Here is a 25575-nt window from a genome sequence, read left to right as displayed (position 1 = left end):
TCATGAGTTCTGCCGACGCCGCGGCCACCACTGCGCCACTGCGCACGTTCCGCTTCGCGGCAGGCGGTGAGGGCAACCCGGACGAGGGCGGCGCACGGCGTTTCGTGAAGTTGGCGCAGAAGGCGGAGGAGCTGGGTTTCGACAGCTTCATGATTCCCGACCACCTGGGCAACCAGGTCGGCCCCATCGCCGCGCTCGGCGCGCTGGCCGTCGCCACCGACAAGATCCGCCTCGGGACCGCAGTCCTCGCGAACGGTTTCCGTCACCCGGCGGTGCTGGCGAAGGACGCGACGACCATCGACCAGATCTCCGGCGGACGGCTCGAGCTGGGCATCGGTGCGGGCTGGCTCAAGGAGGAGTACGACAAGGCGGGCATCGCCTACGAGAGCCCCGGTGTGCGCATCGAGAAGCTCGACGAGTCGCTCACCATTCTCGACACCCTGATGCGTGGGCAGGAGTGCCACTTCCAGGGCAAGCACTACCAGGTGAACGGGTTGCAGGGCAGCCCGCGGCCGCGCCAGGGCCCCCGGCCTCCCATCGCCGTGGGCGGCGGCGGCCCGAAGATGCTCGCGATGGCAGCCAAGCACGCCGACATCATCTCCCTGGTCCCCAGCACCACGCGCGAGGGCAAGCTCAAGCTGTCCGAGATCACCATGGAGAAGAGCATCGAGCGCGTCGAGCTCATCCGCGCCGCTGCGGGCGACCGGTTCGCCGACATCGAGCTGAACTGGACCATCACGACCATCCTGATCTCGGACGATCGGGAGCAGACGGCGGAGATGGTCATCGGTGCGCTCGACAACGGCTTCCCGCCCAACATGGAGGTCGACACCCGTCTGACCGTCGAGCAGATCCTGGAGTCGCCGTACATCGCGATCGGGAGCTTCGAGGAGATCGCGGACCAGATCCGGAACGTGCGGGCCCGGACGACGATGTCGTACGTCGGTGTCTTCCCGACGCAGATGGACGCCTTCGCTCCGGTCATTCCGCTGCTGGCGGGAGAATGACGGTCGTCGCTCGGCGGGTCTGTACCATGCTTGTCGTTCTCGCTGTCACGATCGGTGAGCGGGACCGGTGAGACTTACCGGTGAGTAAGATGACGACGCTCGAGAACGAGCGCGTGCATCCAGCAGACCGCGCCCACATCAGAACTGGGCGGTGTCGTGTAGCCGGCGGTGTCGCACTGCTTCGGAGGAGAGAATGATGAGTAACTCGTTCGACGATTTCGTCGACGACACCGGCAACATCGTGATCCGCGAGGATCTGACGCTGGTCCGCCACGTCGAGCAGAACGTCGCGGACAACGGCGACGACCTGGCCTACCGCTACGTGGACTACTCGCGGGAGCGCGACGGTGAGGTGCACGAGCTCACCTGGTCGCAGTTCGGTGCCCGTCTGCGCGCCGTGGCCGCGCGCCTGCAGCAGGTGACGTCGCCCGGTGACCGCGTGGCGATCCTCGCTCCGCAGGGTCTCGACTACGTCGTGGCGTTCTTCGGTGCCGTGTATGCGGGCACCATCGCGGTACCGCTCTTCGATCCGGACGAGCCCGGACACAGCGACCGCCTGCACGCCGTGCTCGACGACTGCTCGCCGTCGGCGATCCTCACCGCGACCAACTCGGCCGCCGGTGTACGCCAGTTCTTCCGCGCTCTTCCCGCAGCGCAGCGCCCCCGCATCATCGCGGTCGACGCCATCCCGGACAGCGTCGGCGCCACCTGGACCGAGCCGCCCACCGACATCGACGCGATCGCGTACCTGCAGTACACGTCCGGATCGACCCGCGTGCCGGCCGGTGTGGAGATCACGCACCGCGCCGTCGGCGTCAACGCCCTGCAGATGGTCGACGCGATCGAGCTGAACCACGACTCGCGCGGCGTCACGTGGCTGCCGCTGTTCCACGACATGGGCCTGCTCACCGTGATCCTGCCGGCGCTGGGCGGCAAGTACATCACCATCATGAGCCCGCGTGCCTTCGTGCAGCGGCCGTGGCGATGGATCAAGGAACTCGCCGCCGTGTCCGACGGTGCCGGCACATTCGCGGCCGCACCGAACTTCGCGTTCGAGCACGCGGCACAGCGCGGCCTGCCGAAGAACGGCGAGTCGCTGGACCTGTCCAACGTCATCGGCCTGATCAACGGCAGCGAGCCGGTCACCACCACGTCGATGAAGAAGTTCAACGACGCGTTCATGCCGTACGGACTGCCGAAGACGGCCATCAAGCCGTCGTACGGCATGGCGGAGGCGACACTGTTCGTCTCCTCCACCAAGCACTCGGACGAGGCCAAGGTCATCCACGTCGACCGCACGGAGCTCAACTCCGGACGTGTCGTCCAGGTCGCCGAGGGAACGCCCAACTCCATTCCGCAGGTGTCGTGCGGCTACGTCGCACGCAGCCAGTGGGCCGCCATCGTCGACGCCGACTCCGCGTCCGAGGTTCCCGACGGGCACGTCGGTGAGATCTGGCTGCACGGCGAGAACATCGGCAAGGGCTACTGGGGCCGGGAGAAGGAGACCTCGGAGACCTTCCACAACAAGCTGGTCTCGCGCCAGACGGAGAACAGCCACGCCGACGGTGCGGCCGAGGGCGCGAACTGGATGCGCACCGGCGATTTCGGTGTCTACGTGGACGGCGAGCTCTACATCACCGGTCGCGTGAAGGACCTGGTCATCGTCGACGGCCGCAATCACTACCCGCAGGACCTCGAGGCATCCGCCCAGGACGCGAGCACGGCCCTGCGCCCCGGTTTCGTGGCGGCCTTCGCCGTGCCCGCGAACCAGCTTCCCGACTTCGTCTTCGAGCACGGCGGCGCCGGACTCACCCGAGACCCGGGTGACTCGTCGGAGCAGCTGGTCATCGTGGCCGAGCGGGCACCGGGCGCCGGCAAGGCGGACCCGCAGCCCATCGCGGACACCGTGCGTGCGGCGATCTCGACTCGCCACGGCGTGACGGCACGCGACATCCTCCTGGTTCCCGCCGGTTCGATCCCGCGTACGTCCAGCGGCAAGATCGCGCGTCGGGCCTGCAAGGCGGCGTACATCGAGGGCACGCTGCGTGGTGGCTACCAGCAGACGGCGTTCCCCGACAATCCCGAAGACTGATCACCCGACGCGGGTAGTTTGGCGAGCTGATGGCTGAAGAAGAGACAACGACGTCCGCACCGGAGCCGACAGGTGACGTCGGGGCCCCGCAGGCGGGCGACATGACCGTCGCGCAGCTGAGGGACTGGCTCCGCGCCTGGGTCGCCGAGGCCACCGGCAAGGACGTCTCGGAGATCTCCGACGACCGTCCGATGGAGGAGTTCGGTCTCGCGTCCCGCGACGCCGTCGCGCTGAGCGGCGACATCGAGGATCTGGTCGGCGTCACGCTGACGGCCACGGTCGCGTACCAGCACCCCACGATCGCCTCGCTCGCGACACGCATCATCGACGGGGAGCCCGAGTCGGAGAGCGGCACCACCGACGACGCGTTCTACCTGTCCGGCACCACCGACGACAGTCACGACATCGCCGTCGTGGGCGTGTCCACCCGCTTCCCGGGTGCCGGCCACACGCCGGACGAGATGTGGGACATGCTGTCCGGCGGACGCGACGGCATCACCGATCTGCCCGAGGGCCGGTGGTCCGAGTTCCTCGGCGACCGTGCCATCGCCGAGGCGGTGGAGAAGACGGTGACCCGCGGCGGGTACCTCGACGACGTCAAGACGTTCGACGCGGAGTTCTTCGCCATGTCGCCGCGCGAGGCGGCCAACGTCGACCCGCAGCAGCGCCTCGCGCTGGAGCTCACGTGGGAAGCGCTGGAGGACGCGCGGATTCCGGCCAACGAACTCAAGGGCACGCAGGTCGGCGTCTTCATCGGCACGTCGACCAACGACTACCAGATGATCGCCGTCAGCGATCCCGACCCGCACCCCTATGCACTGACCGGCACGTCGACCGCCGTCGTCGCGGGGCGCGTGTCCTACTTCTACGACTTCCGCGGGCCGTCCGTCGCGCTGGACACCGCGTGCTCGTCGTCTCTCGTCGCCGTGCACCAGGCGGTGCGCAGCCTCCGCACCGGTGAGTCGAGCCTGGCCCTGGCCGGCGGCGTGAACATGCTGCTCTCGCCCGCCGCGACGCTCGGATTCGGGCAGACCGGCGTGCTCGCACCCGACGGCCGCATCAAGGCGTTCTCGTCGGACGCCGACGGCATGATCCGCTCGGAGGGCGGCGGCCTGGTGGTGCTCAAGCGTCTCGAGGACGCCGAGCGCGACGGGGACACCGTGCTCGCGGTCATCGCGGGCAGCGCGGTCAACCAGGACGGTCGCTCGAACGGGCTGGCCGCGCCCAACCCGGACGCCCAGGCCGACGTCCTGCGGACCGCCTACCGCGACGCCCGCATCGTGCCCACCACCGTCGACTACATCGAGGCGCACGGCACCGGCACCATCCTCGGCGACCCCATCGAGGCCGATGCACTGGGTCGCGTCGTCGGCCGCGGACGCGACGCGGACAAGCCCGCGCTGCTCGGTTCCGCGAAGACGAACTTCGGCCACCTCGAGAGTGCCGCGGGCGCCGCGGGGCTCATCAAGGTGATCCTCGCGATGCGCGAGAACCAGGTGCCGCCGTCCCTGAACTACGCCGGACCCAACCCCTACATTCCGTTCGACGCGGCCAGGCTCCGCGTCGTCGACACCGCGACGGACTGGCCCCGGTACTCCGGCACCGCCATCGCCGGTGTCTCCGGCTTCGGTTTCGGCGGCACCAACGCGCACGTCGTGGTCCGCGAGTACGTTCCCGCCGCGTCGGCGCCGAGCGTTGCCGGCGCACCCGAGTTCGATTCGCCGGAGTTCGATTCGACAGCGGTCGATCCGGAAGCGCTGATCGGGGAGCCCGTGGGCGTTCCCGAGGAGACGCCGGCGGACATCGAGCGGGTACTCGCGGGCGTGTCGGCGTCTCCGGCCGAGTCCGAGGAGGCGCCGGAGCCGGGACCCGTTCTCCTCGCCGTGTCGGCGAGCATGCCGTCGCGCCGTCGTCGTGCGGCATCGGATCTGGCCGACTGGATCGAGTCCGAGGTCGGCAGCACCACGGACCTCGAGGCTCTCGGTCGGTCCCTCGCCCGTCGTAATCACGGGCGCTCCCGCGCCGTCGTGCTCGCCACGACGCGTGCCGAGGCCGTCGCCGGACTGCGCGCCGTCGCCGACAACAAGCCGGGCCCCGGCGTCTTCTCCGCCGACGCGCCCGCGTCCAACGGCCCGGTGTGGGTGTTCTCCGGCTTCGGTGCGCAGCACCGCAAGATGGCGAAGGACTTCTACGCGTCCGAGCCGCTGTTCGCCGCGGCGCTCGATCGCGTCGACGCACTCATCGAGGACGAGTCCGGGTACTCGATCCGAGCGATCGTCTCGGACGACTCGCTCACGTACGACTTCGAGAACTCGCAGGTCGGGATCTTCGCGATCCAGGTGGCGCTCGTCGAGACGCTGCGTGCGTACGGCGCTGCGCCGACCGCGGTGGTGGGCCACTCGATGGGTGAGGTCGCCGCCGCGTACGCCGCCGGTGGTCTGAACCTCGAGGACGCGGTGCGCATCATCGTGGCGCGTTCGCGACTGCTCGGCGAGGGCCAGGAAGGTCTCGGCGACGCCGAGGCCGGCGCGATGGCGTTGGTGGAGTTCTCCGCGCAGGAGGTCGCCGATCTCACCGACCGCTTCCCCGGGGTGGAGCCCAGCGTGTACGCAGCGCCGACGCACACGACCGTGGGCGGACCGGTCGAGCCGGTGCGACAGCTGGTCGAGTACGCCGAGTCGCTCGGCAAGATGGGCCGCATCCTCGACGTGAAGGGCGCCGGACACACGTCGGCCGTCGATCCGTTGCTGGGCGAGCTCGCGGCCGAACTGATGGGCATCGAGCCCACCCCACTCGCCGTGTCGGTGTTCTCGTCGGTGGACAGGGAAGCGTTCTACCGCGCGGGTCACGAGCCGATCCACGGTGTCGAGTACTGGACCAAGGGCATGCGCCATCCCGTCTGGTTCACCCAGGCGGTCAAGCTGGCCGTGGATGCCGGCTACACCACCTTCGTGGAGTTGTCGCCCAATCCGGTGGCGCTGATGTCCGTCGCCGCGACGGCGTGGGCGACGGGTGTCCCGGACGCGACGCTGATCGCGACGCTCAAGCGCAAGGAGAGCGAGCCCGCGACGTTCCTCGCCGCACTCGCCGACCTCTACGTGCACGGCCATGCCGTGACGCTGTCGAGTCTGTTCGGACCCGGCGAGTACGCGGACCTGCCACGCACCGCCTTCGTGCGCAAACACCACTGGATCGACGCCGCGGTGCATCTGGGCAGCGGCAGCGCCGGGGGCGCGCGAGTCGCGTTGCCCGACGGCCGCGTCGTCTGGGAGACACCGGTGGCCGGTGTGTCCGCCATCGGAGATCTGGTGTCGACACTCGCCGGCGAGGTGCTGGGCGACGTGACGGTCGGCGCCGTGGTCACGCAGCGCCCCGTGCCCACCACCGGTTCGCTCACCACCACGCTCACCCCGCATCCGGGCGGTGCGTCCCTCCAGGTGCACTGGAACGACGGCACCCTCTTCGTGCCGGTCGCCGACGCCGTGGTCACCGCGGCGGGCGGTGTCGGATCACTGGCTCCCGCAGGCGATTCCGCCGCGGCGGCTCCGTTCGTGGAGGAGGAACCCGAGGTCGTCGACGACTTCGGCGATCGCTGGATCCCGAACGGGACCCAGACGATGGAGGATCGTCTCGCGATCATCGTCGCCGAGTCGATGGGGTACGCGCCGGAGGATCTGCCGGCCGAGATCCCGTTGATCGAACTGGGTCTCGACTCACTGATGGCCGTGCGCATCAAGAACCGCGTGGAGTTCGAGTTCGACATCCCCCAGGTGCAGTTGCAGGCCGTGCGCGACGCCAGCCTGCGTGAGGTGGAGAAGTACCTCCGCTACGCGCTGGACAATCGCGAGGAGGTCGCGGCGCTCGCCGAGCAGCAGGAACGCGAGCGCACGGCCGAGCAGGCCGCCGATCAGACGCCCGAGCAGGAACCCCCTGTCGCACAGCCGGATCCGGTGATCGCCGAGCCCGAGACGGCGGTCGACGAGACCGTACCGGGATCCGACAGCGGGCAGGCGGGCCCGACCACGGCGACGGCGTTCGAGGCGCCCGTGTCCGACGCGGTGACCGACGTGGGCGACGCACAGTCGTTCGCGGAGGCGACCGGGACGGACGTCGCACCGCGTGACGCCGCGGAGCGCCTCACCTTTGCGACGTGGGCCGTCGTGACGGGGCAGTCCGCCAAAGGTATCTTCAATCCCCTTCCCGTGCTGGACGATCCGACGGCCGAGAAGCTCGCGGAGCGTCTGAGCGAGCGGTCGAAGGGCGAGATCACGTTCGACGACATCCTCGACTCGGAGACGATCGAGCAGCTCGCCGACGTGGTGCGGCCGTTCCTCGAGTCGGGCGACGTCACCGGACTGGTGCGCACGCTGCGCGCTCGCCCGGAGGGCTCCACCGCGGTGCCGGTGTTCGTCTTCCATCCCGCGGGCAGTTCGTGCGTCGTGTACGAGCCGCTGCTCAAGCGACTCCCGGCGGACACGCCGATGTACGGCTTCGAGCGCACGGAGGGACCGATCGAGGATCGCGCCCGCGAGTATCTGCCCCTGCTCCGGGAGATCCAGGGCGACGGGCCGTACGTGCTGATGGGCTGGTCCCTCGGCGGTGTGCTCTCGTACGCCGTCGCGACGATGCTTCGCGAGGAGGGCGCCGACGTGCGCTACGTCGGGCTCATCGACACCGTCATGCCGTACGAGCCGATCCCGGACACCCCGGAGGAGATCGAGCTCCGCTGGAAGCGCTACGCGCAGGTGGGCAAGAAGCTCTACAACGTCGACTACCCGCTGCCGTACGAGAAGCTGGCACAGGCCGACGACGACGGCCAGATCAAGATCATCATGGACATGGTCAAGATGAGCAGCGCCAAGATCCCCAGCGGCATCATCGAGCACCAGCGCACGTCCTGGTTGGACAACCGCGCGATCCAGACCGCCCGGCCCCAGCACTACGACGGGGACGTCACGCTCTACATGGCGGACAAGTACCACGACGACGCCATCGCGCTCGAGCCTCGACTCGGCAAGCGGGAGCCGCACGGCGGCTGGGCGCCGTTCGCACCGAATCTGGACATCGTGCACATCGGCGGTGACCACCTCGCGGTGATCGACGAGCCGTACATCCGCGCGATCGCCGCGGATCTGACGGGCAAGATGCGAGACATTTCGGCGTCGATCACGCCGGAGGGAAGCGAGTCGCACACGTGAGCACCACTGCCGCCAAGCTGGCCGAACTGCGCGAGAAGTTGGAGGTGGCGCGGGAACCCGCAGGGGACGTCGCCATCGCCAAGCGCGCGAAGAAGGGCATTCCGAGTGCGCGCGAGCGCATCGACATGCTGCTCGATCCGGGTTCCTTCGTCGAGATCGGCGCCCTCGTCCGCGCGCCCGGCAACCAGGACTCGCTGTACGGCGACGGCGTGGTCACCGGCCACGGCACGGTCGACGGCCGACCGATCGCCGTGTTCTCGCACGACCAGACCGTGTTCGGCGGCACCGTCGGCGAGATGTTCGGCCGCAAGGTCGCGCTCATCATGGAGTTCGCGGCGGACGTCGGTTGCCCGTGCGTCGGTATCAACGACTCGGGCGGCGCGCGTGTGCAGGACGCCGTCACGTCGCTGGCCTGGTACGCGGAGCTCGGTCGTCGGCAGGAACCGTTGTCCGGCATGTGCCCGCAGATCTCGGTGATCCTGGGCAAGTGCGCCGGCGGCGCCGTGTACGCGCCGATCAACACCGACATCATCGTGGCCACCGAAGAGGCCTACATGTTCGTCACCGGCCCGGACGTCATCAAGTCCGTCACCGGCGAGGACGTCAGCCTCCACGATCTCGGGAGTGCCCGGAAGCAGGCCGAGTACGGCAACGTGCACCACGTGGCTCAGGACGAGAAGGCAGCGTTCGAGTGGGTGCGCAAGTACCTGTCGTATCTGCCGTCGAACTGCCACGAGCAGCCGCCGGTCATCAACCCCGGTCTCGAGCCGACCATCACGGACGACGATCGTTCGTTGGACACCTTCATGCCGGACTCGGACAACGCCGGGTACGACATGCACGAGATCCTGCTGCGGATCTTCGACGACGGTGACTTCCACGAACTCACCGCACAGACCGCGTCCAACATCATCGTCGGGTTCGCCCGCGTCGACGGTCGTCCGGTGGGAGTGGTGGCCAACCAGCCGATGCACCTCAGCGGCGCGTTGGACGCGGCGAGCAGCGACAAGGCGTCTCATTTCATCAACATCTGCAACGCCTTCGAGATCCCGCTCGTGTTGGTCACGGACACACCGGGATTCCTGCCGGGGCTCGAGCAGGAGAAGATCGGCGTCATCAAGCGCGGTGGCCGGTTCATCTTCTCGTACGTGTGCGCATCGATCCCCAAGGTCACCGTCGTGATCCGCAAGTCGTACGGCGGCGGATACGCGGTGATGGGGTCGAAGCAGCTCGGCGCCGACATCAACTTCGCCTGGCCCACAGCACGTATCGCGGTGATGGGCGCGGAGGGTGCGGTGTCGATCATGGCGCGCAAGCAGCTGGCCGAGGCGGGCGACAATGCTCCGGCGATCCGTCAGGGATTCATCGACTTCTACAACGAGCACGTGGCGACGCCGTGGGTGGCCGCCGAGCGCGGTTACATCGACGCCGTGATCGAGCCGTCCACCACGCGTCTCGAGATCCGCAAGGCCCTGCACATCCTGCGCGACAAGGCCAAGGAACCGCGACCGAGAAAGCAGCATCTGTTCCCGATCTAGTTCCGCCGGGGCTATCGTGCTGCCATGAGACGGACCGTGGTCGTCCTGGCCTGCGTCGGAGCGGTCGTGGTGCTGGTGGTGGCCGCGGTGGCGGCGGTGGTGATCACGCGGTCGTCCACGACGTCTCGCGACGATGCGCGGTTCCAGGAGTCGATCGCGTCGTTCTACGAGTCACCGGACACGCCTGCCGCGCCGGGTGAGCTGATCCGCATCGAGCCGATCGACGATCTGGACGTGCCCGGCGGCACGGCCTACCGGATGCTCTACGGCACCCAGCGTCCCGACGGGTCGCCCGCCGTCTCGTCCGGAATGCTCATCGTGCCGACGGCACCGGCGCCGCCGGGTGGTCGTCCGGTTCTGGCGTGGTCTCACGGCACGCTCGGCTTCGGAGACGAGTGCACCCCGTCGCGGCGGTACCACCCGACGATGGACACCCTGGACTTCACGAACTGGTTGCCGTCCGTGATGGCGCGCGGGTGGGTCGTCGCGGCGACCGACTACACGGGCCTCGGCACTGCCGGTGACACCTACTATCTCATCGCCCGTAGCGAGGCGCAGGACGTTCTGAACTCGGTACGGGCGGCGCGCGATCACGCTCCGGCGCAAGCGAGTTCGGTGTACGCCACGTTCGGGCACTCGCAGGGCGGTCACGCGGCGATCGGCACGGCGATGTTCGCCGACTACGCGCCCGAGCTCCGGTCGGTGGGCGCGGCGGCGGCAGCGCCCGCGGCGCTGCTGGGTCCGCTGTTCTCCGAGCAGTGGAACACGTTCGTGGCGTGGGGGATCGGGCCCAGCGTCGCGGTCTCGTGGCCGGTCGTGTATCCCGACCTGCCGCTCGAGGGGGTGCTCGGCGACGCGGCGATGTCGCGCTACCGGTCGCTGGCCGACGGGTGCATCACGGACGAACTGCCCGAACTGCTGCTCGAGCGCGCCGAGGGGGAGCAGTTCTTCGACTCCGACCCCATGCAGAACCCGGACTGGGCTGCCGCCGCAGCGGATCAGGCAATCGACCTCTCGCGCGTCGACGTACCCCTCTTCGTCGTCCAGAGCCTCGCCGACACGGTCGTCCTCCCGAACACGACGGCGCTGCTGGCCCGGACGGCCTGCTCCGCACCGTCTCCCGAGTCCGACGTCGCCTGGATCGGCCAGGTGGCACACCAGGACACGGCGAAGGTCGGCGGGCTGGTGGCGGTCGACTGGTTGCAGGACCGCTTCGACGGCGTCCCCGCGCCGAACTCGTGCTCACACCCGTCGCCGATCGCGCCGGCGGATCCCACAGGGTGACGAACGCTGTCTAGTAGACCCGCAGCGTCCCCGGCGACCACAGCCCGCTCCGGGTCTGCTCGGTGACCTCGACGGTCGCTGCGGACGCGCTCGGATCGAACCTGTCGTAGCGCTCGAGCGAACCCCAGTCGCGTCCCCAGTCGTGGTTCAGGTACGTCGGGACGGTGGTGGGTGTCGCCAGCATCTCGGTGAAGCCCAGCGGGCCACCGTTCTCCGCGGCCTGCCACGTGTCGGTGGACGAGACCGCCAACCCGCGATCGGGCAGGATGCGGAAGTTCGGCACCTCGGCGACGCCGTCGAGATGGTCGAACGGACGCTGGCACGGGAACTGCAGCCCCACGGCCCAGTCCAGCAGGACGGGCTGCGTCGTGCCTATCTCCTCCTGCAGCGGGACGACCACGGGCACGCGGGGCGGCGTGAAGGCCAGCCACTGGTCACCGGTGAGGTTGGGATCGTTGGCGACCACACGCACGGCATCCGCATCGGGGGAGAGCTCGTCGAGCGGGATGCGCAGGTTGCGCCACGACGGTGCCGGGCCGATGTCCTTGGGGAGGTAGTCGCCCTGGACCTGCACCGAGCCGTCCGGCTGCCGGACGCCGTACTCGACGCGGAGCGACTGACCGTACGTGTTCTCGCCGGTCTCCTGGTTCTCGGACCAGATGCGGCCGGCCGCACTGACCACCACCAGGGGCGCGTCGTCACTGCGCGCGGGGAGGCCGTACCAGCTCGACGTCGCGTAGGCCGGTGTCTGCACCCCGGTCTGGTACGAGCCGAGGACCGGTGTCGTGGCGGGGTCGAGCCCGAAGGGCAGGCGCGCGGTGGAGCCGTTGACGCCGGCGGCGCCGACACCACCCGCGGTACCGGAGGACTGGCCCTCCTCGAAGGACGCGCCCACGGACTGCTGGTCGGTGTTGCCCTGTCCGGGCTTGACCTCCACGGCGTCGGCACTGAGGTCGGTGGGGATGCCGTTGGGTGTGAAGCCGACGGGCTCGGCGCCGCCCAGTGGGCCCGTGGCAGTGTCCACCGGTCCCGGAAGTGGCGACAGCACACCGGCGTTCGGGTCGGACTCCACGAGGACGTCCCCGGCCAGTCCGCAGCTGTTGCCGGCCAACGCCTGCACGTTGGAGCGACCGAGCGAGTAGGCGGGGTACTGCGAGACGGCACCCTTGAGGAGCGAGAGGATCTCGAACAGGACCAGCAACCCGGCCACCACGGTGAGCGGCGCGGCCGCGAACTTGCGGATGCGCCGCCCGCGTTCGGTTCCGGGCTTCGGTTGCGGCGCAGCGAATCCCTCGCGGAGATAGTGCCATGCCGCGAGTCCGACGGCGGCGAAGAACAGGATCAGCAGCACGGTGTTGGATTGGATCCCCTTGACCGAGACCACCTTGTCGAACCACGGCACGCCGTAACTCGAGACGTACCAGTACCCGTTGATGCCCGAGAACGACAGTGCGAGAACGAAGGCGAGACCGACGACGAAGACGGTGCGGTTGCGCCGCGACCGCAGTGCACTGGCCGAGACCGCGACGGCGGTGAGCGCCGCGAGCGAACCGGCGATGCCGGCGTACACCCCGAAGTGGTGGGTCCACTTCGTCGGGTTGAACATCATGAAGAAGATGGTGCCGAAGACGACACCGATGAGACGCCACGCCGGACCGGACGGGACGCCCGGGATCCGCTTGCGACGCAGCAGGACGAACACCGTGGTGAAGAGGCACAGCAGCATGGTCAGGAAGGCGAAGCGGCGGGCGACCGATCCGTCGACCGTCTGGACGAAGAGGTAGTAGTACCGCAGGAAGTCGTTGTACCAGGGCAAGTTCGGACCGATGAGCGTGCGCACACGCGTCGACTCCTGGACCGCCGCGAAGGTCTGGTCCCCGTAGACGACGATGAGGACCAGCACGCCGGCACTGGCGATGGGTGCCAGCAGCGGCAGCGTCCCGACCATGCGGTGCCGTTTGACGACGATGCGCACCAGCGGCCGGATGCCCGTCAGGATCGCGGCGACACACATGAGGCCGGTGGGTGCGGCGGCGAGGGTGAAGGCGCCGATCAGCGCTGCCATGGCGGCGGGGAGCAGCCGTCCGGTCGCGATGGCGCGCTCGACGGAGCACCACGTGAGCAGGGCGCCGAGGGCCACGACGGGCTCGGGACGCAGCCCGTTGTTGTACGGCAGCCAGAAGGCGAGGAAGACCAGTCCGCCGGTCCAGACGGCGACCGAGTTGACGCGCACCGCGCGCCCGAGGCGCGGGACCACCTCGCGGCTGATGACCAGCCAGCACAGGATGCCGGCGATCAGCGCGGGCAGGCGCATCCAGGGGCTCGCCGTGGAGATCTTGGCGAACGCGGCCAGCACGTCGTAGTACCAGCCGAAGGGCGCCTCGGGGACACCGAACCAGCGGAAGTAGTTGGCCATGTAGCCGGCGTTCTCGGAGACGCGGGCCATGGTGAGCAGGTACCCGTCGTCCGCGGTGTTGGCGCCGAAGAAGTGCCAGCCGGCGAGTGCGCCGACCACCACCGCGTCGATACCGGTGACCTTCCACCAGTGCGCGGGGAAGAAGCGGCGGTGGGTGCGGCCGTCGACACCGTCGAGCCTGGCCAGCGCACTCAGTGCGAGCGCCGTGCAGGCGATGGCGGCGGCCATGGCGAGCAGCTTGAGCACGGTGGGCGACGACGAGAAACGGGAGTCGACGGCGATCGACACGTCGAGGCCCGGGTACTGCGCGGCGCTGCCGGCGAGGTCGGAGTAGACGCCGACCACCTGGGGCCGCAGGTCGCCGCCGAGCTGACCCTCGCGAGGATTGCCCTGTGCGTCCACGAGCCCGTCGAACGACGCGGACGTGGCATCGATGGTCGACTCGAAGGTGATCGCCCCGCACGCGGCCGACTGCACCTCGGAGCGCGGGGCGGAGACGATCACGACGTTGCGGTCGAGGACGTCGACCGTGTTCTCGCCGACGCGGACGAACATCGCGTTCAGCGCGGCGCCCTCGCCCTGCGGCGGCGCGGTGGAGAGGAGGATGCCGCCCGCGGCCGGCACGTCTGCGACGGCGCTGCAGGGGATGGAGACCGACATCGAGACCGGCACCTGGGACATCAGGGGTGCATCGACACTGTCGACGGTGCCGTCCTGCGGCCACTGGACGACGGCGTCGTCCTGCGTGACCGGAAGGAACGGGGTCAGAATCGCGAAGAGAACACCGAGAACCCCCGCGACCATCGCCACGAGGCGGGTGGTGCGGTACTGCTGTCGGACGTCCACCGAGCGATCCGGGCCGGCAGGTGTCGGCGCGGTCGGTGAAGAGGTGAGGGCGTCGGGCACGGCTCCCGATGTTATGCGACCGTGATCCGGTTGCTGCACTCGCTGGTTACTTACTGGTACTTGATGTGTCCGGGCGACCAGATGCCCGAACGCGACGACGTGGTCACGTCGGGTTCGACGGCCACCGCGTCCGGGTCGAGGGGCAGATAGCGCTCGAGGGATCCCCAGTCGCGACGGAGGTCGTCCGCCAGGTAGGTCGGTACCGTCTCCGCGCGCAGGACCAGTCCGGTCCAGCCCAGGGGCCCGCCGCCGACGGAGTCCTGCCACGCGTTGGTGGCCTCGGCACCGTTGCGGTCGGGCAGGATGCGCCACTCCGGCAGTTCGGCGACTCCGTAGCGGTGGTCGAACGGCCGCTGGCACGGGAAAGCGAGTCCGACGGACCAGTCCAGCAGCACCGGGTCGGTGGACCCGACGACGTCGTTGAGAACGGTGGTCCGCGGTGCGCGCGGCGGGGTGACGGCGAGCCACTGGTCGCCCGCCAGATCCTCGTCGGAGGCGACGAGCCGCACCGCGTTCGCGGTCGGCGGGACCTGGTCGAGTGGGACCCGCAGGTTGCGCCACGACGGTTGCGGGCCGATGTCGATGGGCGCGACCCGTCCGAGGATCTCCTCGGCACCGTCCGCGCCGACCGTGGCGTACTCAACCTCGAGGCTCTGCCCCGGCGTGACGATGCCGTCGGCGTCGACCGAGCGGATACGACCCGCGGCGGTGACGGACAGGAAGTCTCGCTGCGCGGCGTCGGGCAGCGCGTACCAGCCGGACGTGAGGCTCGCCGGTGCGGCGTCACCGGAGCCGAAGCTGCCGAGCACCGGCGTGGTCGCGGGGTCCAGCCCGAACGGCAGCGCGATCCGCGAGCCGTTGACGCCGGTGCCGGCGGTGGTGCCGCCCCCGGTGCCCGCGCTGTTCGCGGTGGCCTGCTGATCGGTGTCCGAGGGGTCGACCGAGTTGGCTCCGCCTGTCGCACCCGAGCTCTCGCGATCGGCGCTCAGGTCGCCGGCGACGCCGTTCGGGGTGAAGCCGACGCTGGCGGTCCCGGCGAGCGGGTCGGCGCCCGGCTCGGGGTTCAGCGGCTGGAGCATCGAGGCGTTCGGATCGGTCTCCACCAGGACGTCGCGTGCCAGGCCACACGATTGACCGAGGATCGAGTTCACGTTGGACCGGGCCACCGAGTACGCGGGGTACTGCGACACCGCGCCCTTCAGCAGGGACAACACCTCGAACAGCACCACGAGGCCGGCCACGACGGTGAGCGAGGCCCCGCTGAAGCGGCGGGTCCGCGCCGGCTGGGCGCCGACGTAGGGAGCGCGGAAGTGTTGCCATGCGGCGTACGCCAGCGTCAGCACGGTGAGCCCGAGCAGCAGCGTCGCGAAGCCTTTGCCGGCGATGGACGGGGGCTTGTCGAACCACGGCACGCCGTAGCTCGAGACGTACCACCACCCGTTGGACCCGGTGAACGCCAGCGCGGTGAGGAACAGGACGGCGGCCGTGAACAGAGTCCGGTTGCGCGGTGAACGCTCCGTCGCCGACATCACGGCGATGGCGGCGAGCGCGGCGAGAGACCCTGCGAGCCCGGCGTAGACGCCGAAGTGGTGCGTCCACTTGGTCGGCGTGAACATCATGAGGGCGAGGGCTCCGGCGACGATGCCGAGGATGCGGCGGGACGGACCGGTCGACGTTCCCGGGATCCGGCCGCCGCGACGCAGCATCACGACGAGACAGGTCACGAGGCACAGCAGCATCGCGAAGACGGCGAAGCGGCGGGCGAGCGATCCGTCGGGCGAGATGTTGAGCAGAGCGTCCCAGCGGTACCGCTCGTCGAACCACTTCACGTTGGGTCCGACCGCGGATCGGACACGGGTGGCCTCGAGGACGGAGGCGACGGTCTGGTCGGCGAACACGGCGAACAGCACCACGGTGCCCGCCGCGAGGATCGGGGCCAGCAGCGCGGGCAGTCCGACGGCGTGGCGCCGACGGACGACGATCTGGATGACCGGGCGCGCGCCGGCCAGCAGCGCGGCGATCGCGATGAGGCCGGTGGGTCCGGCAGCGAGGGAGAAGGCGGCGATCACCACGGCCACGGCCGCGGGCAGCAGGCGCCCGGTGGAGACCGCGCGTTCGATGGAGCACCAGGTGAGCAGAGCGCCGAGTGCGATGATCGGCTCGGGACGCAGGCCGTTGTCGTAGGGCAGCCAGAAGGCCAGGAAGACCAGACCGGCCGTCCACACGGCCACCGGTCGGGTGCGTACCGCGCGACCGAGGCGCGGGATGACCTCCCGAGAGATGACGAGCCAGCACAGGACGGCCGCGATCAGCGCGGGCAGGCGCATCCACGGGCTGGCGGTCGACACCTTGGCCAGTGCGGCCAGCATGTCGTAGTACGGCATGCCGAAGGGCGCCTCGGGCACGCCGAACCACCGGTAGTAGTTGGCCATGTATCCCGAGTGCTCGGAGACCCGCGCCATGTTGAGCAGATATCCGTCGTCCGAGGTGTTGGCGCCGATGACGTGCCACAGCAGCAGCGTCCCCACGACCACGGCATCCACGCCGGTGACCCGGAGCCAGTGCCGGGGGAAGAACCGCCGTGCGCGCCGGCCGTCGGCGTCGTCGAGCCGGTGCAGTGCGACCAGCGACGCGACGACCAGGAGCGATCCCAGCACGATCGCGAGCAGTTTCAGCGTCGACGGTGAGGAGGAGAACCGGGAGTCCACGTCGATGCGTACCGACATGTCGGCCGGTGCGGATCCGGTCAGGTCGCTGAACACCCCGACGGTCTGGGGGCGCACGTCGCCCGGGGCCGTGCCGGTGAGATCGCCGACCGCCGCGGTGGTGCTCTCCGGCGTCGAGGTGAGAGTGAGCGCATCGCAGCCGGCCACGGTGTCCGCGGGCACCGAGAGCAGCAGTTGGTCGCGCAGCACGACGGTGACGTCGCCGGCGTCGGTCCGTGTGACCACGAGGCCCACGCGCCGGGCGTCCGGTGACTGCGGCGCAACGGTGGACAGCACCAGGCTGCCCGGCGCGGCGTCGGCGAGAACGGAACACGGGACGGTGGCCGACAGCGAGAGCGGGTTGTACGAGACGAGGGGCGTCTCGACGCTGGTGAACGAGCCGTCCTGCGGCCAGGTGACGGACGCGGCGTCCTGCTCGACGGGCAGGAGCGGGGTGAGGATCGCCAGAAGTGTGCCGAGCAGACCCGTGACGATCGCGACGATGCGCGTGGTGGCGAACTGTCCCGACCGGCCTCCGGCCTTCCCGAAGGCGAATCGACTCGGTCTCGACGCCGGGGCCGGTGGTTCGGTCGTCGTCTCGGCGGTTGTCGGCACGCCACGATGCTAGGCGACGAGACCCGCCCCGCCAGAATCCGCGACCGTCAGCGGACGTCCCACACGTACGTGCCGTCGATCTCGGTGGCGGTGCGACCCAGCAGATCGTCGACGGTGTCGCGCAGTGCGTCCTGGTTCTCGGTCGGGGGCAGCATCACCACGTCGGCATCCCAGAACGCGAGGTCCTCTCGCGCCGTGCGTCGCTGATCGTCGTTCAGTGTCGGGACGATGCCGGTGCGTCCCGCGGTGCCGAGCAGCTTCGCGGTGGGTCGATCGATCGCGCCGTACTTCGCCTCCCCGTCCGGTTGTCCGCTCGGTCCGACGAAGTAGCCACCGGCGATGCGGTACTCGAGCCCGGTGTCCACCTGCCAGCGCAGCGCTGCGGCGGTGCCGGGATTCGGGACCGGCACGGTGACGATCGATCCCGGGTCGTCGGTGTCGACGTACTCGCGCCACGTCCCGTCCGCCAGGAACGACGGGGTCTCTCCCCGGTCGGCCGTCGGCAGCGGTGTCGGTGCGAGGGGGACGAGTGCGACGGCGAGAGCGCCCGTCCACACCACGGCGACGCGGCGCGAGGCGGGTGCGGTCAGGACGCGATCGGTGACCATCGCGATCAGCAGCGCCATGGCCGGCACCGCGGCCAGTACGAACCGGGTCTCGAGGACGGACTGCAGGAGCGGGATCCGGTCGAGGTACTCGCCGGGCAGGGCGATGCCGGTCTCCGTCCCGTCGACCACGAGGGCGACGCCCAGTGAGGCGACGCCGAGGATCAGGATCGACACGAAGGCGGCCACCGCGATCGGACGACGGCGCAGCACCACGGCGGAGACCACGACGAGAAGCAGCAGCGGGATGCCGAAGTACGCGTTCTGCTCGGTGGGGTTCAGGGCAACGTCGTCCATCGGAAACGCTGCACCCCAGAGCGACTGGGGCGGGAACCGGACGAGTGACACCAGATCGTTCCCGGGCAGATTGTGGTCGAGGTAGCTGTAGTGCTGTCGCCCGCGGAACTGCCACCACAGGGGTATCGCGACGAGCACCGCTGTCAGCAGTGCGGCACCCAGCACGGGCAGTGCCGCGTGCCGGACCATGGGGACGAACCGGCGCGGCCGGAACACCCAGTACAGCACCGTGAACAGGGCGACGGCGACCGCGAAGACGAGGAGCGGCTCCTCGCCGAGCATCACCTGCCACGCCACCAGGAGACCAAGGACGACGGCGTGACGGCGACGGCGAGTGTTCTCCGCGTCGGCCATGCGGACGAGTAGATACAGGATGAACGGCAGGACTCCGAGCACGACGAAGTTGGGGTGGGCGTTGGCGTGCGAGATCATGCCCGGCGCGAACCCGCAGAGGAGCCCGCCGAGACCCGCGGCCGCACGTGACCGGATCACGGTGCGAGAGAACAGGAAGTACCACCCGTAAGCGGTGGTCGCCAGCCCGAGCGTCAGGGCGAGGGTGAACGTGGCCGCCGGTCCGAAGGCCAGAGTGATCGGTGTCAGAGGTACCGACAGGCCGAGCATCGCGGTGTTGGCCATCATGTTCACGCCGTCGGGCGCGTTCTGCAGGTCGGAGAAGAACGGGTTGTCGAGATGTGTGACCGAGCGGGCGGTCACGGCGAAGAACCACTCCCACATGGTCTGGTCCTGGCCGCTGAAACGGAGGTACTGCGACTGCAGGTGCTGCCACTGGTCGTGCAGCACCAGCACGGACAGCAGCGTGTAGACGGTGGCAGCGAGGAGGTCCGCCCGGCGGGCGGTCACGTGCGCACGACGAGGACGAACGGACCGATCTCGCGGATCTCGAACCGAGGGTCGTCGAACAGCGACTCGGGGTAGGAGACGGTGTAGCGGCGCACGTTCGGATCGTTGGGGTACACGTCCTCCGCGAGACGCAACGTGTAACCGTCGGCGCCGCGGCGGAAGAGGAACGCGTCGGGGGCGCGCCACGGCAGGGCATCGAGGGCGGCGATCAGTTCGTCGCTGCTGCGCAGATCGCTCCACGACTCGATGGCGTCGGCGCGGGCGGCGAACTCGGCGAGCGGGTTCGCGTAGTGCGACGTCAGCCCCTGGAACCCGAAATACGGGTGGTACGCGAGGAACGTCGTGTCCGAGGTGAGCAACACCGTGTCGGTCCGCGGACCGGGCCGCGCCTCCTGGAGTGCCGCGTCGACCTCGCCGTAGTACGACACGGCGCTCGGTGGTCTCTGATCGGCACGGACTCCGTCGCCGTCGGTGTCCGTGTACGCCACCGTGATCTCGTTCTGCAGGACGTGGGGGATGTCCTGGGCGAAGGCGACGGCGCCGACGATCCCGACCGCGACGGAGACGGTTCGGACCCGGGGCGACTCACTCGACACCAGGTACAGCGCCCGAGCGCCCTCCACGAAGCCGAACACGCCCGCGGCGCCGAGGATCAGCACCAGCACCGCCTCGAGTCGGAAGCCGAGCAGGGTGGTACCCGCGACAGTGGCGAGCATCGACAGCAGGCACCACCCGTAGACGGCGACGACGCCGAGACCCAGGGCCTGCGCACGGCGAGAATCACGGACTCGCACCACGATCCACAGAGTGCCGACGAGGCACAGGGCGCCCGTGAGGGTGAACTGCGCCATCGGGAAGGGCAGCTCGGACCCGGACTCCGGCAGGTAGTGCAGAGCGGTACCGCTCTCCGCCGTGCTGCCCGTCAGCGACGCGAGCAGGTACGGCGCCCAGACGGTGAGCGCGAGCAGCCCGGAGATGCCTGCGATGACGACGAGGCGAAGTGCCGGGTCGAGCAGCACTGCGAGGGAACGGTTCTCCCGATAGCGCAACACCGCCGCGACCACCGCCATGAGCACGACGGTGAAGGCCGCGATACCGAGATAGAGGGTGTAGACCGTCGCGGCGACACCGAGGAACAGGCCGGTGCCGACGACGGCTCCCCATCCTGCGCTGCGCGTCGACCCCGGGCGATGGAGTGCACCCCACGCCAGGATCAGCACGGGCGGGATCATGACTGCGATCGTGGCGCCGTAGGCCTCGGGTGAACCGTAGGCCAGCATCAGGGCCGTCACGCCGAGCGCGGCCAGTACTGCCAGGTCCGCCCGAACGAGACTGCGCCACAGCACGAGCGAGACCACGGCGGCGACGGCGAGGGACGCGATGGCGTAGGGCTTGTAGGCCTCCCACCCGGCCGTACCGAGCGCGTCCGCGACCCGGCCACCGACCCAGAACCACCCCGCGGGGTAGTACGGCGGGAGGTCGGCGTAGGTCATGTCGGCCAGTGCCGGCGAGTCGGTGAGGCGAGTGAGGTACTCGGTGCGGAACTCCTGATCCACCGAGATGCCGAACAGGTACAGCTTCGTGGCGGCCAGCGGCATGCCGAGTGTGACGGTGACGAATCCGGAGAGGCCGATCCACGACAGCAGGGTCGCGACACGGGGGGAGCGGCGCAGCCGGAGCATCACCACCGACGCGGCCAGCACGGCGAGAGCAGCCACCTGCCCGACCGTCGCGACCGCGCGAGTCACGTTGGAGGAGTTGAACGCCGGCCACTGCACCAGGGAGAAGGCGTACAGACCGACCGCCGCCACCGCGGCCGCGACGACTGCCGCGGCGACGGCCTCTGCGCTGGTACTCAGAGCCGTCCGCATGACTCTGTTCGGCATGGCCCTGCTCAGATGGGGAGTTTGCGGAAGATCGGACGCGGGACGTGCCGCAGCGCCATCATGACGAACCGGAAGGGCCCCGGAGCCCACACCAGATCCTTGCCCTTGCGGGACGCGGACACGGCCAGTTTGGCGATGTCCTCCTTGTCCACCGTCAGCGGTGCTTCCTTGACGTGCGCGCTGAACTTGGTGCGCACCATGCCCGGACGGATGACGGTGACGCGAGGTCCGAACTCGCGCAGGGCTTCCCCGAGGCCGAGGTAGAACCCGTCGAGTCCGGCCTTGGTGGAGCCGTAGACGAAGTTGGAGCGGCGCACGCGCTCGCCCGCGACGGAGGACATGACGATGATGCGGCCGAAGGCCTGCGCCTTCATCTTCTCGCCGAGGAGCACACCCACCGACACCGACGCGGTGTAGTTGATGTTGGCCGTGAGCACGGCCTTGTTCTGGTCCTGCCACAGCAGTTCCGGATCGAAGTCCACCGCGAACGCCACGATCGCGACGTCGACGTCGCCCTTCGACCAGGCCTCGTCGATGACCTTCGGGTGCGACGCTGTGTCGAGCGCGTCGAAGTCGATGACCTCGACGGACTTGGCGCCCTTGGCCGTCAGCTGAGCGACGGCCGCGTCACGCAGGGGATCGTTGGGCAGCGCCGCGAGAATCACGCGAGCCGACGACGTCGAGAGGTACTCCTCGGTGATCGCGAGGCCGATCTCGCTCGTGCCACCCAGTACGAGAATGGTCTGCGGGTCGCCCACAGCATCGATCGTCACAGCAGTTCCAACCTTCTGGCCATATCCGAGGCGAAGACGCCTGTGGGGTCGACGGATCGCCGAACGGCGATCCACTCGTCGATGCGCGGGTACATCGCGTGGAACGTGTCCGCGGACGTCCGGGAGTCCTTGGCTGTGTAGAGCCGTCCGCCGAACTCGAGCACCCGCCGGTCGAGGTCCGCGACGAACGCGCCGAGACCCTCCTTGATCGGGAAGTCGACGCAGACGTTCCAGCCCTCGATCGGAAAGCTCAATGGCGCTTGGTTTCCCGGCCCGAAGAGCTTGAAGACGTTGAGGAACGAGTAGTGCCCCGAGCGCTGGATGTCGTGAATGATCTTCTTGAACTCGCCGACGGCCTGCGGCGGCACCACGAACTGGTACTGCAGGAATCCGGCCGGGCCGTAGGCCCTGTTCCACTCCCCGAACATGTCGAGCGGGTGATAGAACTGCGTCAAGTTCTGCACCTTGCCGCGGTAGGTACCCGACTTGCGGTACCAGAGCTCGCCGATGGGTCCGAACGTGTACTTGTTCGCGAGGCCGTTGGGGAACACGTCGGGGAAGGTCAGCAGCGGCTTCGCGCTGAAGCGCAGCGGATCCTTCTGCAGCTTCGCCGGCAGCTGGTCCAGGGTCGCGAGCGATCCGCGCGACAGCGCCGCACGTCCCAGCTTCGGCGGACCCGAGATGGCGTCGAACCAGGCGCTCGAGTAGTCGTACCGGCTCTCGCTGCCGTCGCTGTGGATCGCGATGGTCTCGTCGAGGCTCGCCGTCACGTCGCCGTCGGCGATGAAGTACGCGGTCTCGGTCGGCGTCATCTCGATGGTCGCCCGCAGGATGATGCCGGTCAGGCCGTTTCCGCCCACCGTGGCCCAGAACAACGGCGCGTCGTCGCCGTCGGGCGTGATGTGGCGGACTGTGCCGTCCGCGAGCAGCAGCTCCATCGAGCGCACGTGATTGCCGAAGCTGCCGGCGCTGTGATGGTTCTTGCCGTGGATGTCACACCCGATGGCGCCGCCGATGGTCACCTGACGAGTGCCGGGGAGCACGGGGACCCACAACCCGAACGGCAGTGCCGCACGCATCAGCTGGTCCAGGCTCACTCCACCGTCCACATCGACGATGTGCGTCTCCGCGTCCATCGAGTGGATGCGGTTCAGTGCGCTCATGTCGACGACGAGCCCGCCGCCGTTCTGCGCGTTGTCACCGTACGAACGGCCGAGTCCGCGGGCGATGACGCCGCGCCGCAGATGGGACGGCTTGCTCTCGTTCTGCTCCGCGACCCGGAGGACGGCGGCGGCCACGATCTCGGGATCGGACGTGGTCAGCACCTGCGCCGTGGTGGGCGAGGTACGTGCCCACCCGGTGAGGGTGCGCGCACTGGTGGGTGGCAATTCGGTGATGGACATCGTTCGTCAGGTTACAGGCAGTGAGAGGGCCAGTACGCTGACGCTCTGTGTCATCAGACGATCACCAGCGCCTTCCTCTGCCCGTCGAGATCCCCGTCACGGAGAACACCGCCGACGACGCGCTGGATCTGCGGACCCAGATCGTCCGGTTCCTCGTCACCGGGGTGCTGTCGGCCGTCGTCGACTTCTCCATCACCATCGCGCTGCAGTACGGCCTGGACGTGCAGCTCTCGCTGGCCAAGGCGGCGGGATTCGTCGTGGGCACCACCGTCGCGTACCTGATCAACCGGCGCTGGACGTTCGCGGCACCGCCGTCGCGGGCGCGGTTCGTGGCCGTCGTCGTCCTGTACGCGGCGACGTTCGGTGTCCAGAACGTGCTGTACACGCTGTTCGGGCACCTGTGGCCCGAGACGATCCTCTACAGCGCCGCGGCGTTCGTCATCGCGCAGGGCACCGCGACGGTGATCAACTTCGTGGTCCAGCGAGCGGTGATCTTCAAGTTGCGCTAGGCCCAGTCCTTGAAGGCGGGTGCTGCGGCGTCCTTGTCGGAGAGTTGGTAGGTCAGGGGTGTGCCGTCGCGGCCGTGGGTGGGCCAGTCGATGGCGAGGTCGGGGTCGAGCGGGTGGATGTCGCGGTCTGCTCCGGGGGTGTACTCGAGGCTGCACAGGTACATCACCGTGGAGTGGTCCTCGAGGGAGAGGATCGCGTGCCCGAGCCCGACGGGCAGGTACACCGCGCGGCGGTCGACGTCGTCGATGAGCACCGAGTCCCAGGTGCCGTACGTCGGTGAGTCCTTGCGGAGGTCGACCACGACGTCGAGAAACGCGCCGCGGGTGCAGGTGACGTACTTGGCCTGCCCGGGTGGATCGACGGTGACGTGGATCCCGCGGAGCACGCCTGCGGAGGAGACGGAGCAGTTGGCCTGCAGCAACTCGAGGGGGTGGCCGACGGCGGCGGTGAAGGCGGAGTCCTTGTGCCATTCGAAGAACACGCCGCGGTCGTCGCCGAACTGGCGGGGAGTGAATTCGAACGCCCCGGGGACGCGCAGTTCGCGGAAGCTCACGGTCGGTGTCCTCTCTCGAGCAGGTCCAGCAGGTATGCCCCGTATCCTGACTTGAGCAGTGTCTGCGCGCGGGCGCGCAGGGCGTCGTCGGTGATGAACCCGCGTCGCCACGCCACCTCCTCGGGGGCGCCGATCTTGAGTCCCTGGCGTTGTTCGATGGTGCGCACGTAGTTGGAGGCGTCGAGGAGTGATTCGAAGGTGCCGGTGTCGAGCCACGCGGTCCCACGCGGCAGCACCTGCACCTGCAGGGTCCCCGCCTCGAGGTAGTGGCGGTTGACGTCGGTGATCTCGTACTCCCCGCGAGCGGAGGGGGCGAGGTCGCGGGCGATGGCGATGACGTCGTTGTCGTAGAAGTACAGCCCCGGTACCGCGTAGTTCGACCGCGGGTGCATCGGCTTCTCCTCCAAGGACAGGGCGGTGCCGCTCTCGTCGAATTCGATGACCCCGTACGCGGTGGGGTCGGAGACCTCGTAGGCGAACACCGCGCCGCCGTCGACGTCGGCGAAACGGCTCAACTGCGTGCCGAGGCCGGGGCCGTAGAAGATGTTGTCCCCCAATACCAACGCGGCGCCCTCGGTGCCGATGTGCTCGGCACCCAGCACGAACGCCTGCGCGAGGCCGTTGGGTTCGTGTTGCACCTTGTAGGTCAGCGAGATGCCGAACTGGGAGCCGTCACCGAGCAGCCGCTGGAACTGCTCGGCGTCCTGCGCGGTGGTGATGACGAGGATGTCGCGGATCCCGGCGAGCATCAGCGTGGTCAGCGGGTAGTAGATCATCGGCTTGTCGTAGACGGGCACCAACTGCTTGCTCACGCCCTGAGTGATCGGATGCAGCCGCGACCCCGTGCCACCCGCCAGAATGATTCCCCGCATGATGGGCGAGTCTTTCAGACTGCGTCCGCCCTCGCCTCCCACGTACTCTTCGCC

At 69.1% G+C, this 25575-nt stretch carries 14 protein-coding genes; 6 read left to right on the top strand and 8 right to left on the bottom strand.

All coding sequences use genetic code 11. From position 1 onward, the window contains the following. Positions 1–2 precede the first annotated feature (2 nt). The 5 genes from QE397_RS19460 (at position 3) to QE397_RS19440 (ending at position 11119) form a co-directional block, all read left to right on the top strand. Positions 3–1007: an LLM class F420-dependent oxidoreductase gene (locus QE397_RS19460; RefSeq protein ID WP_027507278.1), complete on the top strand. Its 1005-nt coding sequence runs from the start codon at positions 3–5 to the stop codon at positions 1005–1007. A 196-nt stretch (positions 1008–1203) separates the two neighbouring features. Then, complete coding sequence (gene fadD32 / locus QE397_RS19455; protein ID WP_027507279.1) at positions 1204–3099, top strand: long-chain-fatty-acid--AMP ligase FadD32; 1896 nt, start codon at positions 1204–1206, stop codon at positions 3097–3099. Between the two features lie 29 nt (positions 3100–3128). Next, a complete protein-coding gene (gene pks13, locus QE397_RS19450; RefSeq protein ID WP_373425262.1) occupies positions 3129–8297 on the top strand; it encodes a polyketide synthase Pks13 in 5169 nt (1722 codons plus the stop codon). Continuing rightward, a complete protein-coding gene (locus QE397_RS19445) occupies positions 8294–9835 on the top strand; it encodes an acyl-CoA carboxylase subunit beta (protein ID WP_056443109.1) in 1542 nt (513 codons plus the stop codon). The genes pks13 and QE397_RS19445 overlap by 4 nt, the downstream gene beginning before the upstream one ends. A gap of 24 nt (positions 9836–9859) precedes the next feature. Next, positions 9860–11119, top strand: coding sequence for a lipase family protein (locus QE397_RS19440; protein WP_307096801.1), 1260 nt, complete (start codon positions 9860–9862; stop codon positions 11117–11119). A gap of 10 nt (positions 11120–11129) precedes the next feature. Here the strand turns inward: QE397_RS19440 and QE397_RS19435 are convergent, their stop codons facing one another. Genes QE397_RS19435 through QE397_RS19410 form a run of 6 tightly spaced genes read right to left on the bottom strand, consistent with a single transcriptional unit; the run spans position 11130 to position 23586 of the window. Further along, positions 11130–14441 carry an arabinosyltransferase domain-containing protein gene (locus QE397_RS19435; protein ID WP_307096799.1) on the bottom strand — a complete coding sequence of 1104 codons (3312 nt, stop codon included), beginning with the start codon at positions 14439–14441 and terminating at the stop codon, positions 11130–11132. A gap of 50 nt (positions 14442–14491) precedes the next feature. Next, positions 14492–17761: an arabinosyltransferase domain-containing protein gene (locus QE397_RS19430; protein ID WP_373425261.1), complete on the bottom strand. Its 3270-nt coding sequence runs from the start codon at positions 17759–17761 to the stop codon at positions 14492–14494. Between the two features lie 47 nt (positions 17762–17808). Then, positions 17809–19524 carry a 6-pyruvoyl-tetrahydropterin synthase-related protein gene (locus tag QE397_RS19425; RefSeq protein WP_307096796.1) on the bottom strand — a complete coding sequence of 572 codons (1716 nt, stop codon included), beginning with the start codon at positions 19522–19524 and terminating at the stop codon, positions 17809–17811. Continuing rightward, positions 19521–21410 carry a galactan 5-O-arabinofuranosyltransferase gene (locus QE397_RS19420; RefSeq protein ID WP_307096794.1) on the bottom strand — a complete coding sequence of 630 codons (1890 nt, stop codon included), beginning with the start codon at positions 21408–21410 and terminating at the stop codon, positions 19521–19523. Before QE397_RS19420 ends, QE397_RS19425 begins: the two co-directional genes overlap by 4 nt. Before the next feature lie 8 nt (positions 21411–21418). Next, positions 21419–22183 carry a decaprenylphospho-beta-D-erythro-pentofuranosid-2-ulose 2-reductase gene (locus QE397_RS19415; protein ID WP_027507284.1) on the bottom strand — a complete coding sequence of 255 codons (765 nt, stop codon included), beginning with the start codon at positions 22181–22183 and terminating at the stop codon, positions 21419–21421. After that, positions 22180–23586, bottom strand: a complete 1407-nt coding sequence (locus QE397_RS19410; RefSeq protein WP_056443121.1) for an FAD-binding oxidoreductase — start codon at positions 23584–23586, stop codon at positions 22180–22182. The genes QE397_RS19415 and QE397_RS19410 overlap by 4 nt, the downstream gene beginning before the upstream one ends. A gap of 47 nt (positions 23587–23633) precedes the next feature. Between QE397_RS19410 and QE397_RS19405 the strand changes: the two genes are divergently transcribed. Continuing rightward, entirely contained in the window at positions 23634–24095 is a 462-nt protein-coding gene (locus tag QE397_RS19405; protein ID WP_082544389.1) for a GtrA family protein, read from the top strand. On the opposite strand, the gene QE397_RS19400 is transcribed toward QE397_RS19405, so the two are convergent. Further along, on the bottom strand, positions 24092–24649 hold the full coding sequence (locus QE397_RS19400) for a dTDP-4-dehydrorhamnose 3,5-epimerase family protein (protein WP_307096791.1): 558 nt from the start codon (positions 24647–24649) through the stop codon (positions 24092–24094). The two genes, QE397_RS19405 and QE397_RS19400, sit on opposite strands and share 4 nt — an antisense overlap. Further along, on the bottom strand, positions 24646–25521 hold the full coding sequence (gene rfbA, locus QE397_RS19395; RefSeq protein ID WP_307096790.1) for a glucose-1-phosphate thymidylyltransferase RfbA: 876 nt from the start codon (positions 25519–25521) through the stop codon (positions 24646–24648). Before rfbA ends, QE397_RS19400 begins: the two co-directional genes overlap by 4 nt. Positions 25522–25575 lie beyond the last annotated feature (54 nt).

It is taken from the genome of Rhodococcus sp. SORGH_AS_0301 (assembly GCF_030818285.1).
In the GTDB taxonomy this organism is placed as follows: Bacteria; Actinomycetota; Actinomycetes; order Mycobacteriales; family Mycobacteriaceae; genus Rhodococcoides.
Note: the sequence above shows the minus strand (reverse complement) of the source record. Positions and strands in the feature narration are given on the sequence as shown.

What these genes read in the sequence shown, in the direction of transcription:
- QE397_RS19460 (WP_027507278.1), top strand. Translation starts at nt 3, where the DNA reads ATGAGTTCTGCCGACGCCGCGGCCACCACTGCGCCACTGCGCACGTTC.
- fadD32 (WP_027507279.1), top strand. Translation starts at nt 1,204, where the DNA reads ATGAGTAACTCGTTCGACGATTTCGTCGACGACACCGGCAACATCGTG.
- pks13 (WP_373425262.1), top strand. Translation starts at nt 3,129, where the DNA reads ATGGCTGAAGAAGAGACAACGACGTCCGCACCGGAGCCGACAGGTGAC.
- QE397_RS19440 (WP_307096801.1), top strand. Translation starts at nt 9,860, where the DNA reads ATGAGACGGACCGTGGTCGTCCTGGCCTGCGTCGGAGCGGTCGTGGTG.
- QE397_RS19420 (WP_307096794.1), bottom strand. Translation starts at nt 21,410, where the DNA reads ATGCCGAACAGAGTCATGCGGACGGCTCTGAGTACCAGCGCAGAGGCC.
- QE397_RS19410 (WP_056443121.1), bottom strand. Translation starts at nt 23,586, where the DNA reads ATGTCCATCACCGAATTGCCACCCACCAGTGCGCGCACCCTCACCGGG.
- rfbA (WP_307096790.1), bottom strand. Translation starts at nt 25,521, where the DNA reads ATGCGGGGAATCATTCTGGCGGGTGGCACGGGGTCGCGGCTGCATCCG.